General features: G+C 63.1%; 13 protein-coding genes. 9 read left to right on the forward strand and 4 right to left on the reverse strand.

Annotated elements, in window-relative coordinates:
* Positions 1–100 precede the first annotated feature (100 nt).
* The 4 genes from B5G43_RS01230 (at position 101) to catA (ending at position 3927) form a co-directional block, all read left to right on the forward strand.
* On the forward strand, positions 101–955 hold the full coding sequence (locus B5G43_RS01230) for a YwqG family protein (RefSeq protein WP_087258106.1): 855 nt from the start codon (positions 101–103) through the stop codon (positions 953–955).
* Positions 956–1137: 182 nt separating this feature from the next.
* Positions 1138–2613, forward strand: a complete 1476-nt coding sequence (locus B5G43_RS01235; RefSeq protein ID WP_087258111.1) for a HAMP domain-containing sensor histidine kinase — start codon at positions 1138–1140, stop codon at positions 2611–2613.
* Positions 2579–3190, forward strand: coding sequence for a response regulator transcription factor (locus tag B5G43_RS01240; protein WP_087258114.1), 612 nt, complete (start codon positions 2579–2581; stop codon positions 3188–3190). The genes B5G43_RS01235 and B5G43_RS01240 overlap by 35 nt, the downstream gene beginning before the upstream one ends.
* A gap of 95 nt (positions 3191–3285) precedes the next feature.
* Positions 3286–3927 (forward strand): type A chloramphenicol O-acetyltransferase, encoded by a 642-nt coding sequence (catA, locus tag B5G43_RS01245; RefSeq protein ID WP_087258117.1) that lies wholly within the window; start codon positions 3286–3288, stop codon positions 3925–3927.
* Positions 3928–3977: 50 nt separating this feature from the next.
* On the opposite strand, the gene B5G43_RS01250 is transcribed toward catA, so the two are convergent.
* A complete protein-coding gene (locus B5G43_RS01250) occupies positions 3978–4346 on the reverse strand; it encodes a helix-turn-helix domain-containing protein (RefSeq protein ID WP_087258120.1) in 369 nt (122 codons plus the stop codon).
* 137 nt (positions 4347–4483) lie between these two features.
* Between B5G43_RS01250 and B5G43_RS01255 the strand changes: the two genes are divergently transcribed.
* From B5G43_RS01255 to B5G43_RS01265, 3 genes are all read left to right on the forward strand, one after another.
* Entirely contained in the window at positions 4484–5644 is a 1161-nt protein-coding gene (locus tag B5G43_RS01255; protein ID WP_087258123.1) for an aldo/keto reductase, read from the forward strand.
* A 127-nt stretch (positions 5645–5771) separates the two neighbouring features.
* Complete coding sequence (locus B5G43_RS01260; RefSeq protein WP_087258126.1) at positions 5772–6221, forward strand: MarR family transcriptional regulator; 450 nt, start codon at positions 5772–5774, stop codon at positions 6219–6221.
* Positions 6214–7581: an MATE family efflux transporter gene (locus B5G43_RS01265; protein WP_343214359.1), complete on the forward strand. Its 1368-nt coding sequence runs from the start codon at positions 6214–6216 to the stop codon at positions 7579–7581. The genes B5G43_RS01260 and B5G43_RS01265 overlap by 8 nt, the downstream gene beginning before the upstream one ends.
* On the opposite strand, the gene B5G43_RS01270 is transcribed toward B5G43_RS01265, so the two are convergent.
* From B5G43_RS01270 to B5G43_RS01280, 3 genes are all read right to left on the reverse strand, one after another.
* Positions 7578–8390 carry a hypothetical protein gene (locus tag B5G43_RS01270; RefSeq protein ID WP_087258133.1) on the reverse strand — a complete coding sequence of 271 codons (813 nt, stop codon included), beginning with the start codon at positions 8388–8390 and terminating at the stop codon, positions 7578–7580. The two genes, B5G43_RS01265 and B5G43_RS01270, sit on opposite strands and share 4 nt — an antisense overlap.
* 144 nt (positions 8391–8534) lie before the next feature.
* A complete protein-coding gene (locus B5G43_RS01275; RefSeq protein WP_087258137.1) occupies positions 8535–9758 on the reverse strand; it encodes a HAMP domain-containing sensor histidine kinase in 1224 nt (407 codons plus the stop codon).
* Positions 9755–10429, reverse strand: a complete 675-nt coding sequence (locus B5G43_RS01280; protein ID WP_087258140.1) for a response regulator transcription factor — start codon at positions 10427–10429, stop codon at positions 9755–9757. The genes B5G43_RS01275 and B5G43_RS01280 overlap by 4 nt, the downstream gene beginning before the upstream one ends.
* A gap of 234 nt (positions 10430–10663) precedes the next feature.
* Between B5G43_RS01280 and B5G43_RS01285 the strand changes: the two genes are divergently transcribed.
* Positions 10664–11437: a sulfite exporter TauE/SafE family protein gene (locus tag B5G43_RS01285; protein WP_087258142.1), complete on the forward strand. Its 774-nt coding sequence runs from the start codon at positions 10664–10666 to the stop codon at positions 11435–11437.
* A gap of 30 nt (positions 11438–11467) precedes the next feature.
* The gene (locus B5G43_RS01290; protein WP_087258145.1) at positions 11468–13237 is read left to right on the forward strand and encodes an aryl-sulfate sulfotransferase; all 1770 of its coding nucleotides are present in this window, start codon (positions 11468–11470) and stop codon (positions 13235–13237) included.
* Positions 13238–13279 lie beyond the last annotated feature (42 nt).

Raw genomic sequence — 13279 nt, forward strand, 5'->3', positions numbered from 1 at the left:
GATGGTATACTAGCCACAATCCAACCAAAACCCCTGCCAATTCTGCCGGCTCACCGGCTGAATGGATGGGATCGGAGGACGCCGTAAAGGAGGAACTGCCATGAACGTCAAGGAAAAACTGGAGTCGATGGCTCTCAGCAGCATCGGTTTGGACATCGCCGGCGCGGAGACGTACCAGCCGGGCGCCACCCGCTTCGGCGGGCGGCCGGATGTGCCGCCGGATTTTGTGTGGCCCACCTACGAGGGGAGAGATCACGCGCATGTGCTCGCCAGCCGCCCTCTGGCCTTCCTGGCGCAGCTCAACTGCGCGGATCTGGCCCCGTACGATACCGCCCATCGGCTGCCCGACCACGGCCTGCTCTCTTTTTTCTACGAGCTGGAGAGCCAGCGCTGGGGCTATGACCCGAGGGACCGGGGCTGTGCCCGCGTCTACTGGTTTGAGGACGCCTCCAAACTGGCCGCTGCGGATTTTCCCGCGGAGCTGGACCCCGACTTCCACTTCCCCATGGTCAAAATCAAGCCCAGCCGTCAGACCACCTATCCCTCCTGGGACGACTTTTCCACCGTGTGGCCGGACGCGGTGTACGATGACACCTTCACCGCCGCCTGGGAAGCCCTGACCGGAACGGATGCGGAGGGGCCGCAGTCCTGCTCCCAGCTGCTGGGATGGCCCCATGTAATCCAGAGCACGATGTTCCTCGAGTGTGATCTGGCCGCCCAGGGCTATTATCTGGGTACCCCCGAGGGCTGGGCCGAGATCCCGCCCGCCATCCGCAAGCAGTCGGAAGAGACCGCCCACGACCGCTGGATGCTGCTCTTCCAGCTGGACACGGTGGAGTGCGGCGACTTCGAGCTGATGTTTGGCGACTGCGGACACCTCTACTTCTACATCACCAAAGAAGATCTGAAGGCGCGCCGTTTCGACCGCATCTGGTCGATCACCCAGTGCTATTGAGGCTCCGGGCGCGCCTAAAGCGGAGAACGCACAACAACGGAACCCCTGCCGCAGGTTTGCTGCGGCAGGGGTTCCGTTCTGTTCCACATTTCCTATATTTCTTGGGAATCTAGTGACTTTACCGGGAAAGCTATGGTAAAGTAAACAAAAGTGTCTCTTTGTCGGAGAGGAAGGTGTCATAGATGGACAGACCGCCCCCATGGACGGACACCGTCGCCAATGGAATACCCGGCGAGCTGCTCCTGGTGCTCACCTTTTTGATCTGGGCCATCTTCGCCTTGATCCTGGGGTCCAATGTGAAAAACCGGCTGAACATCTGGTGCTTCTGCAGCGGGATGCTGTTCAGTGTGGGCGCACTGAAGGAATATCTGTTTTACACACTGGGGCCCATCCTGATCCGCCACGGGATCTGGACCGTGGGGTTTTCGGAAACCCTCTACTCGCTCCTCAGCGCCGTGTTCTACTACCTGTCCATGCCGGCGGTTTTGATCTTCTGCCTGTACTTCCACCGCCTGGACCATACCCGCCCCCGCCTGTTCCGCCGTCTGCGGCTCCTGGTCTATGTGCCCGGCCTGCTGCTGGCCGTCCTCTTTCCCTGTACGCAGACCCACTCCTTCCAGCAGGACCGGATCTTCTGCCTGGCCGTGGGGCTGTATAACTGGTGCTACGGTCTCATCGGGACCGGTATCCTGCTGCACGCGCTGCGGGAAGAGCGGATGAGTGCCCATTACCGGCAGCGCCGTCTGGCGGCGGCCAGCCTGCTGGTCCCCCTCTGGTTCTGGCTGGTATCCGCCTTCCCCTATCACGCCCTGGGCATCCCCAATCTCAGCAAGCTCTGGCAGGTCAATCTGATCGTGGTCCTCTTCGTCCTGCTGTATTTTCTCTACCACGCCTTCCGCGACGGGATCTGGGGCATCCGCTTCCGCAAGGAGACCTATGACTGGAACAGCGGAAACCGGGTGCTGCAAAAGAATGCCCAGTATGTGGGCCACGCGCTGAAAAATGACCTCTCCAAAATCGAGTGGTGTACCGATTTTCTGGCCGCCCAGGGCGCCTCCGCCCGGGAAGTGGACATACTCCGCCGCTCCGCGGCGCACCTGCAGCAGTTCATCAGCCGGACGCAGCTCTACTCCGACCAGATCACGCTCTCGCCGGAGGAGTGCGACGTGCGTACCATGCTGCGGGATCTGGCTGAGGCATTCAACGCCGTCACCGGAGAAGGGGCAGCCGTCCGGGTGGCGGCCTGTGACGACGCGCCGCTTGTCTGCGACCCGGCCCATGTGGAGGAGACGCTGCGGAATCTGATCGCCAACGGGCTGGACGCCATCGGCAAAACGGGCACGGTAACGCTCTCCTATCAGAATCTGCCCCGCAAGCGCTGCGCGGTGATCGCCGTGGCGGACAACGGGTGCGGCATGGACCGCGAGACCATCCAGCAGCTGTTTGAACCCTACTATACCACAAAGATGGGCGGCAAAAATCTGGGGCTGGGACTGTACTACTGCTGGAATGTGATGAACGCCCACGGCGGCAGCATCCAGGTGGCGTCCCGCCCCGGGCAGGGCAGTACTTTTTCCCTGCTGTTTCCGGTCAGGCGCAGAAAAAAGGAGGTGACATCCGGTCGTGGCATCGATTCAGATCCTGGTGGTGGAGGATGACCAGGATTTTCAATATCTGATCCGGCAGAGTCTGGCCGTTGACCCGGATTTCGTGGTGACCGCCTGCTGCCGGGATGGCGAGTCCGGCTATCTCGCCGCGGTGCGGGACAAGCCCGACGTGGTCCTGATGGACCTGGCGCTCCCGGAGAGCCCGATGGAGGGCGTGGCGGCGGCCCGGCGCATCCGGCTGGAGACCCCGTCAAAGGTGATCCTGCTCACCTCCTACGACGACCCGGCCACCGTGGTCCGGGCCAGCGTGGAGGCCTTCGCCTCCGCCTATGTGCTGAAAAGCCAGTTCCCCCTGCTGGTTCCCACCATCCGGGAGACCGCCCAAGGCGTCACCCCTCAGGCCCACCTGATCTGCTCCGCCCTGCTGCAAAGCCTCACCCCGGCGGAGCTGACGGTATTCCAGCACATGCTGGGCATGCCGGTGACCCTCCGCTCTTCCGAGAAAACCATCGCCAACCAGCAGACCAGCGTGCTGCACAAGCTGGGACTGGCAAACAAGCAGCAGCTCCGCCATGTGTTTGAGGCCTACTATCCCCACATCGCGGAGCCGGGCGGACGCCTCCGCTGAATCTGAGAACAGCCCCCTCCCTTCCGGGAGGGGGCTGTTTTGCTGCCGCCGGATTTATGCTATAATCAGACAAAACCACCCTAGGAGGAAATACCATGGAGCTGGAACCGCTCGATCTGGATGCCTGGAACCGCAAAGAGCATTTTGAACACTATTTTTCCAATGTGCCCTGTACGTACAGCATGACCACCAAGCTGGATATCACCCCCCTGATCCAGGCGGGGGTGAAGCTCTACCCCACCATGCTCTATCTGCTGGCAAGCGCGGTGAATCAATACCCCGAGTTCCGCATGGACCTGGACACCGAGGGCCGTCCGGGGGTCTACCCTGTGATGCACCCCTGCTATACCGTCTTTCACAAGGACAGTCAGACCTTCTCCAATCTCTGGACGGAGTTTACCGAGGACTACGGCGCATTCTGCCGCGCCTATCAGCAGGACCTGGAGCGCTACGGCAGCGTAAAGCACATGATGGCAAAGCCCGACGTCCCCGCGAACAACTTCCCCGTCTCCATGGTCCCGTGGGAGAGCTTTGACGGCTTCAACCTGAACCTGCAGAACGGGTACCGCTACCTCCCCCCGATTTTTACCATCGGGAAGTACACCCAGAGCGACGGGCGGTACCAGATCCCGCTGTCCGTCCAGGTGAATCACGCCGTCTGTGACGGCTTCCACGTCTGCCGGTTTCTGGCCACCCTCCGCGAATGGATCGCCGACCCGTTGTTTCTCCAGCGATAGACAACATACACGCCCGCTCTGAGCCGATACCGGCGCGGAACGGGCGTATTTCATTCCTGCGCGCCGCAGGAGTCCGTACACTGGGGGTTGGTCATCTCAAAGCGCTCGTCAATGTGCTGCTCTCCCCACGCACACATCAGGTCCAGAATGGTCTCCAGCGACTGCCCCTTCGGGGTGATGGCGTACTCCACCCGGGGCGGCACCTCCGCGTACACCGTGCGCTGGATGAGGCCGTCGTTCTCCAGCTCCCGCAGCTGGTTGGTGAGGGTCCGCTGGGAGATCTGGGGCATTCTCCGCATGAGCTCGCTGAAGCGCTGCGTACCGTGCTCGATCAGGCTCTCCAGGATCAGCGGCTTGCACTTGCCGCCGATCATTTTCAGCGTGACTTCCATCTCACAGGTGACCTGTATCTTTTCCATAGTCCCCTCCATTGGTGCACTTTTTTTCACTTCCTGAGAAAAATGTGCGTACTTGCTGCCGTACATCCCCAAGGATATAATGCAAGTATAGCGGATTCTTGCCAAGTTGCAAGGTCTGATTTCAGCAGGAGGGCACTATGGAATACAGAGTGTTAGGCAGGACCGGTCTGCGTGTCAGCGAGATCGGCCTGGGCGGCGAGTGGTTCAACGGCCTGACCGTGGAGGAGAGCACCGCCATCGTGGACGCGGCCCAGGAAAACGGGATCAATTACATCGACATCTTCATGCCCCAGGCCCCCACCCGCAGCCATCTGGGCGCGGCACTGGCGGGCCGCCGGGAGCAGTTCATCATCCAGGGACACCTCTGCACCGTGTTTGAGGACGGGCAGTACACCCGCACCCGGGACATCGAAAAGACCCGCCGCTCCTTCGAGGACCTGCTGGAGCGGCTGCACACCGACTACATCGACGTGGGTATGATCCACTATGTGGACAGCGACGAGGACTTCCGCACGGTCTTTGAGGGCCCAGTGCTGGCATATGCCCTGGAGCTGAAGCGGCAGGGCGTCATCCGCCACATCGGCATGAGCTCCCACAATCCCCACATCGCCCTGCGGGCCGTGGAGAGCGGCGTGGTGGACGTGCTGATGTTCAGCATCAATCCCGCCTACGACATGGAGGCCGCCGACACCGACATCTACGACCTGATGGAGTTCAAAGGCATGGAGCGGAGCGGCCTTGTGGTGGATGAGGCGCGCCAGCGGCTGTACTCCGCCTGTGAGGCGGCCGGTGTGGCCATCACCGTGATGAAGCCCCTGGGCGCGGGCACCCTGCTGAGCGCCGAGCGCTCCCCCTTCGGCGTGGCCATGACCGTTCCCCAGTGCATCCAGTACTGCCTGGACCGCAACGGCGTAAAGGTGGTCATCGTGGGCTGCCACTCGGTGGAGGAAGTGCTGGAGGCGGTGCGCTATGAACACCTCCCGGCGAAGGAGCGGGACTACTCCCACATTTTCCACACGGGAGCCGCCATCCACATGACCGGCCGGTGCATGTACTGCAACCACTGCCAGCCCTGCCCCGCCCACATCGACATCGCCGCCGTGACCAAGTTCCTGGACCTGGCCATCCAGCAGGAGACGGTGCCAGAGACGGTGGCCCAGCACTACTGGTCCCTCTCCGCCACGGCGGACGACTGTCTGATGTGCGGCAGATGCGAGCCCAACTGTCCCTTTGGAGTCCAGATCCGGAAGAATATGGCGCGGGCCCGGGAGGTCTTTGCACACACCGCTCCCGTGTAAGAGCGCCGTTCCCCAAAATGCCGTGCGCGGCCCCCGGTGTTCCGCCGGAGGCCGCGCATTTCTTTCGCCAATTTATTGCGCGCGCACGCAGTTTGATGTATACTGGTCGCTGTCAGGAGGCGAAACCATGAAACTCTTAAAATGGCTGTCGGTGGCTGACCGGCTGGCAAAGACCGATTTGGATCAGCGTCTGGCCCCCCTCGGCATCAACAGCAGTCAACACATGTATCTCTTAAAAATCTGCGACCACCCTGGGATCTCCCAGGATTCGCTGCTGAACACCGTCTACGTCCACCCCAGCAATGTGGTGCGCATGGTGGCCGCCCTGGAGAAGAAGGGCTTTCTGACCCGCGTCCCCTGCCCCGAGGACAAGCGGACCTGGCAGCTCTACCCCACCGAGCGGGCCCTGGCCGCGGCGCCCCAGGTCCGCGCCGCCTGTCAGGCCACGGAGGCCCTCCTGCTGGACGGCTGGCCGGAGGAGGAGCGGGATGTGTTTGAGAATCGGCTGATGCGCATGGGCCGGGAGATGGCCCAGAAGCAGGGCATCGTGCGGGAAGGGGATGCGTTCGATGGCTGAAAATCCCCTGGGATCGGAGAAGATCGCAACGCTCCTGCGCAGCTACGCCATTCCCAGTATCACCGCTACCCTGGTCAGCTCCCTCTACAACATCGTGGACCAGGTCTTTATCGGCCAGGGCGTGGGCTATCTGGGCAACGCCGCCACCAATGTGTCCTATCCCCTGTCCACCATCTGCCTGGCCATTGCGCTGCTGCTGGGGATCGGCAGCGCCTCCCGCTTTTCCATTTTCCTGGGAAAAGGTGATCCGGACAAGGCCGCCCGGCTGGTGGGCAACGGCGTGGTGTGGATGGCGATCGCAGGGCTGCTCTACCTTCTGCTGGGCGAGCTCTTCCTCTCCCCCCTGCTGCGGCTCTTCGGCGCCACCGCCGAGGCCATGCCCCTGGCCAGAGAGTACGCCGGGATCGTGCTGATCGGGATGCCCTTTCTCATCCTCACCAACGGCATCAGCAACCTGATCCGGGCGGACGGCTCCCCCCGCTACTCCATGCTCTGCATGGTGGCCGGCGCAGTGGTCAACACCATCCTGGACCCGATCTTTATCTTTTGCCTGCACTGGGGCGTGGCCGGCGCCGCCCTGGCCACCATTCTGGGGCAAATCCTCTCCTTCGGCCTGGCGCTGCGCTATCTGTGGCGCTTCCGCACGGTACAGCTCTCCCGGGACTGCTTCCGTCTGGACCTGCGGGACAACCTGCGCACCTTCTACATGGGCATCAGCAACTCCGTCAATCAGCTGGCTATCACCCTGGTCCAGATCGTCCTGAACAACTCCCTCACCTTTTACGGCGCACAGTCCATCTACGGTGAGGACATCCCCCTGGCCGCCTGCGGCATCGTGATGAAAACCAATGCCATTCTGCTCTCCATCATCGTGGGTATCTCCCAGGGCGTGCAGCCCATCATCGGCTTCAACTACGGCGCGGGCAAGTATGACCGGGTCCAGCAGGCCTACCGGCTGGCCGTGTGCTGGAATTTGGTCGTGTCGGCGGTGGGCTTCTGCCTGTTTCAGTTCTTCCCCGGCCCCATCCTCGCCCTCTTCGGGTCGGGTGAGCCGCTGTATTTCGAGTTTGCCACCCGTTTTATGCGCATTTTCCTCTTTATGGTGCTGGTCAACGGCGTGCAGCTGCTCTCCTCCAACTTCTTCACCGCCATCGGAAAGGCCCTCAAGGGACTGCTGCTCTCTCTGACCCGTCAGGTTTTTTTCCTCATCCCGCTGATCCTGATCCTGCCGCTGCGCCTGGGCATCTGGGGTGTGCTCCTGGCCGCTCCCATTGCCGACGGGATCGCCTTCCTCCTCTCCGTGTTCCTGGTGAAGCGGGAATTCCGGAGCCTGCGGGCCCGCCAGGCGGCACTGCACTAACCCTCCGCCTGCGCTGCGGCGTCCGGCCCCTCCACCACCAGGTACTGCACCTCCCGGCTGAGCTGGGCGCGCAACTCCGACATCGTTCCGGTACACAGGTCTTTTTTCTGCAGACAGAGCATCTGTTCGCCATGGAACATCAGGAGCAGATCCTCCGTCTCCATGAGAAAGGCCATCTCTTGATAGGGGAGGTCCCAGTGCGCCTCGAGCCCCTCCCGGCCCACTGTCAGGCCCGCTTGGGAAAAGGCGACCCAGACGCCCTCCATCCCGTCGGCCTTGTCCTTGCCCCAGAGCAGCCGCCGGGCCTCCCGCTCGTAGGGGAGGCGCCGCCGTCTCCGCAGCAGCGCAGCAACGCCCAGAACCAGGGAGACCACTCCCGGCACGAGGAGTTCCCCCAGCTTCTCGGGATTTCCCAGCGCCCCCACGGTGAACAGGGCGGCCTGGAGGAGCGCCAGCACGCCCAGGGTGGTCCGGCCGTGCTTCCAGAGGTATCCGCCCGCGGCGCCGAGCCCCACCGCCCCCGCGGCCAGGACCGGCGTGGAGCCCATCGGCTCCGTGAGACCCGCCATCAGCAGAAGGCCCCCCGCCAGCCAGTTGACCACCGCCAGAGCCTTCCAGGCGTACTGCCGCCCTTTCGACGCCCTTCTGCCCGTCCGCTTTTTCTGATTGAGCCGGTCGGTCAGGGCCCACAGCCGGGGAAACTGGTCCCGGGAGAGCAGCTCCGCCCGCCGGACCAGCGCGCGGCTCACCTGGGGATAGAGCCGCTCCGGCTCCAGGGGCGTGATCTGAAAACGGTAGGTCCACTCCATAACGGATTCCTCCCAATGCGTTGTTTGGGACAGCCTAACACATGGGTCCGTATTTTCCCCGACTTTATCCTTAAATCTTCGAAAGACTTGTCCTGCCAAAAGAGCCCGGAGACCCTCGAGGTCCCCGGGCTCTTTGCCGGTGTGCTACTTCAGTTCCGCCCGGAAGCCGATGCGCTCCTTCTTCCGGTAGACGTGGATGCTGCCCCGGTGGCTGCGGGCGATGGACTGGGCGATGGACAGGCCCACCCCGAAGCCGCCGGTAAAGGTCCGGGCCGGGTCGGCCCGGTAGAAGCGGTCGAAGAGCTTGTCCAGCTCCAGCCGGTCCACCTGGGCATAGGTGTTCTCCACCACCAGCACCGGGTGGCGGCGCTGGAAGAGCTCCACCCGGATGTCCCCTCCGGGGTCGCAGTATTTGACCGCGTTGTCCAGCAGGATGGCCGCCAGACGGCGCACCAGCGCCTCGTCCCCCCGGTAGGAGATTCCGGGCTCCACCCGGGCCGTGAGGGTCTGGTCCCGCTCGGCGGCCAGGGTCTGGAACTCCGAGACGGTGTCCGACACCGCCTCGCTCAGATCGAAGGGCGCCAGGGTCAGATGGGACTCGCTCTCATCCATCCGGCACAGGGCCACCAGCTGGTTGATGAGCAGCCCCATCCGCTCACCCTCGCTACGGATGTCGTCCAGCCACTCATTCTTCCCCAGCTCCGACTCCACGATGTCCAGATTGGACAGGATCAGCGTCAGCGGCGTCTTGAGTTCGTGGTTGGCGTCGGTGATGAACTGCTTCTGCTTCTCATAGCTCTCCGCCACCGGGCGCACCGCCCGCTTGGAGAGGATCACCGTCAGCGCCAGGATCAGCACGGCGCTGCCGAAGAGGACCAAGAACGCGGTGAGCAGCAGGCGGTTGGTGATGTTCTGGTTGCTGCTGCCGTTGACAAAGACAATGGCCACGCCCTCATCGGTCTCGGTGACCTTGTAGCGGTACTCCAGCACCCAGCCCCGCTGTGCCCCCTTCTCCAGCGCCTGGGCGGCGTACTCCTCCACCTCGTCCTCCGAGAGGGAGGCGATGGCGTCGGTGTTCATGCGGGTGACCTCATCCTTCCCGTCCAGCCAGACCATGAAAAAGCGGGTGCTGAAGCGGGTCTCCGCCGTGATCACCTCCGCGTCGGAGAAGAGCGGGGCCGGCCGGTCCGACGGCTCAAAATCCGGGAACACGCCGTCGTTGGAGGAAATGGCGTCGGTGAGGGTATCCATGGTGCGGTCCATCTGAGCCATGCTGAAGGCCGAGATGAGCACGAAAATGCCCACGAACACCAGGAAAATGGAGATCCCGCTGATAAATATAAATTTCCTGCGCAGCTCTTTGATCATACCCGGCACTCCAGCACGTAGCCCGCGTTGCGGACGAAGCGGATCTCCAGCGGCGCCTGGAGGGCGGCGATCTTTTTCCGCAGGTTGGAGATGTGGACCCACACCACGCTGGAGTCCACATTGGTGTCCCAGCCCCACACGTGGGTCAGGAACCGCTCGGGGGGCAGGATGCGCCCGGGGGCCTGCATCATCATCTCCAGGATCTGGAATTCCTTACCGCTCAGCGTCTGGACCTGGTCCCCCACGCTGAGCTGATAGGTGGCCCGGTCCAGGGTCACCGGCCCCAGCGTCAGCAGGTCCGGCAGGTAGTTGTCCTTCCGCCGCAGCATGGCCCGCACCCGGGCCAGCAGCTCCGCGGTGGAAAAGGGCTTGGGCAGATAGTCGTCCGCCCCCGCGTCCAAGCCCTCCACCCGCTGGGACACCTCCGAGCGGGCGGTGAGGAACAGGGCCGGTGTGGTCACGCCCTCCCGCCGCAGGGTCTTGAGCACCTGGATGCCGTCCATGCCGGGCATCATGATGTCCAGCACCAGGCCGTCGTACTCCACCGACTGGCCGTGGAGGAGCGCCTCCTCCCCGGTGGTGACGCCGTCCACGCTGAATTTATTGCGTTCAAAAATGTGGGTCAGAGACTTGAGGAGCTTGGGGTCGTCCTCGGCGATCAACAGTCTCATGGGTTCACCTCCATATCCGGCCGGGCATGGGTCCGCGGCCCGCCTTCAGCTTAGCATGCCGGCCTAAAGTCAGACTAAAGCCGCTGTCCTCCTCCCGGGGACAAAAAAATTTTTTGTCCTTTAGCGCGGATTTAGCATTCTGTGATACAATGGTGCATCGGAGCGGGGAAGGCATACCCCGCAGCGATACTCAGGTCCTGCGCAGGCGCGCCGGGACCGTAGGAGGAATGTCTCTTGGATGGACTCTGGTTTCAGGTCCTGATCTGTTTTCTGGCTGGCGCGGGCGCCGGCCTGGGCACCGGTTTTGCCGGCATGAGCGCCGCTACGGTGATCAGCCCCATGCTCCTCACCTTTCTGGACGTGCCGGCCTATGACGCCATCGGCATCGCCCTGGCCAGCGACGTGCTGGCCAGCGCCGTCAGCGCCCGCACCTACGCCCGCATCGGTGCGCTGGACCTGAAGAACGGAATCGTCATGATGTGCGGCGTACTGAGCATGACGGTGGTGGGCAGCTGGCTCTCCTCCTTCCTGCCCAACCACGCGCTGGGCGGGATCTCGGTGGTCATGCCCTTCTTCCTGGGGCTGAAATTCCTGATCTTCCCCGTCACCAAGCCCCGGCCCGACCGCGGCGGGCCCGGCGGGAAGCTGGTCCGCGGCGCTCTGGGCGGAGCCGCCATCGGCCTGGTCTGCGGCTTCTTCGGCGCGGGCGGAGGGATGATGATGCTCCTGGTGCTGACCGTGTTCCTGGGCTACGAGCTCAAGACCGCCGTGGGCACCAGCGTGTTCGTGATGACCTTCTCCGCCCTCACCGGCGCGGTCAGCCATTTTGCCCTGGGCTCCGCGCCCCGGCTGGATCTGCTGGTCCTGTGCGTGATCTTTACCCTGGTCTGGGCCCAGCTGGCCGCCAAGGTGGCCGCCCGGTCCGACCCGCTGCTGCTCAACCGCCTGACCGGTGTGATCCTCGTGCTCTTGAGTACGGTCCTGGTGGCCGTGCATTTTGCCGCCTGATCCCAAATGCAGGATGTTAGGAGAATCGTTATGGCCGTAAAGGAAAAGAAAAAACGCAAGTTTGTGGTGGCCGCCATCCTGGTGGCCGTGGTCCTCGCCGTCTCCATTCCGGTGGTAGTGTTCCTGGTGTCCAAGGCCTTCACCGCCCAGGAACAGGTGGTGCGCACCGACTGGGCCTTTGACACCGGCGACATCATCGAGGAGAGCCAGGAATTCCAGGTGGACATCACCCAGGCCAACCTGGGCGAAGGCCTGTACGCCCTGCAGCTGGTGCCCCAGGACATCGGCGACGAGGGCTTCACCTACTATGACCTGGACGTGCAGCAGCGGCTGGAGGGCGTGGTGGAGCATCTGAAATCCTCCATCGGCGCCTCCTGGTCCGCCACCCTCCCTCTGGCTATTTTAAATCCATATGGCACCGGAAGCAATGGGCTTTACCTGTATTTTGACACCGAGCTCGCTACTTCCGTGAGCTACACCATCCACGTGGACCGGGAGGGCATCTCCGACTTCACCGCCCAGGCCGCCGACGCCTCCGGCGAGGTCTACACCAAGACCCACGAATTCCAGATGATCGGCCTGGTGCCCGGCGAGACCAACCAGGTCACGCTGACCGTCACCGACCGCTTCGGCGTCGCCCGGCAGCGGGTGTCCTTCACGGTGGAGATGCCGGAGAACACGTCCGGTTACGACACCACGCTGGAAGTCACCCAGGGCGACTCCCAGCAGGCCCAGGCTAATGGGCTGTTCACCCTCATGCGGGTCAACGGCTATCTGGGCTATGGCTTCTTCTACGACAACGACGGCGTGCTGCGCTATGAGATGGTGCTGGAGGGCTACGGACTGGACCGCATCCTCTTCGACGGCGATGAGCTGATCACCTGCGTCTCCTCCTCCAAGCTGGGCCGCATCAACGGCCTGGGCCAGGTCACCCAGGTGATCGATCTGGAGGGCTACGACCTGCACCACGACATCGGCATGGGCGCCGACGGGGAGCTGCTGGCGCTGGCCGAGGTACGGGGCGGCGAGACGGTGGAGGACCGGCTGCTCTCCATCGATCTGGAGACCGGCGCGGTCACGGAACTGCTGGATTTCAGCCAGCTCCTGGAGCCCTACTTCTCCATGACCCGGCCGGTGGGCGTGTCGGACGACTTCTTCTGGCAGGCCGGCGAGTGGGACTGGATCCATCTCAACAGCCTGCAGTATATGCCGGAGGATGACAGCCTCATCGTCTCCTCCCGGGAGACCTCCACCATCCTCAAGGTCCGTGACCTCCACGGTCAGCCGGAGATCGACTGGCTGGCCGGCGATGAGCGCTTCTGGGAGGACACCCCCTACGCCGACGCCTGCCTCACCCAGGAGGGCGATTTCGTGCCCCAGTACGGCCAGCACTGTGTGGAATTCTACGCCGACGGCGAGGAGGAGGGCGTCTACTACCTCTCCCTCTTCAACAACAACTACTGGTCCCTCAACAGCCGGGATTTTGAGCTGGAGGTGGCCGACTCGGTGGGCACCCAGCTCTACGGCTCCGGCGAAGAGGCCAGCCAGGTCTACATCTACCGTATCGATGAAAACGCCCGCACCTTCTCCCTGGAGGACAGCTTTGACGTGCCCTACTCCAGCATCGTCTCCAACGGCTCCCTGTGCGGGACGTCGGGGAACTGGGTGGTCAACAGCGGCGTGGCCATGGTGTTCGGCGAGTACGACGCCGACGGCGTCCTGATCCGGGAGTACAAATACGATTGCACCATGCAGAATTACCGCACCTTCAAGTACGACATGTCCCCCTGGTTCCGCTGATCCCCCATCCAGGTACAAAAAGACACCCTCTGTGTGAAACAG

Source organism: Flavonifractor sp. An92 (assembly GCF_002159175.1).
Lineage (GTDB): Bacteria > Bacillota > Clostridia > Oscillospirales > Oscillospiraceae > Pseudoflavonifractor_A.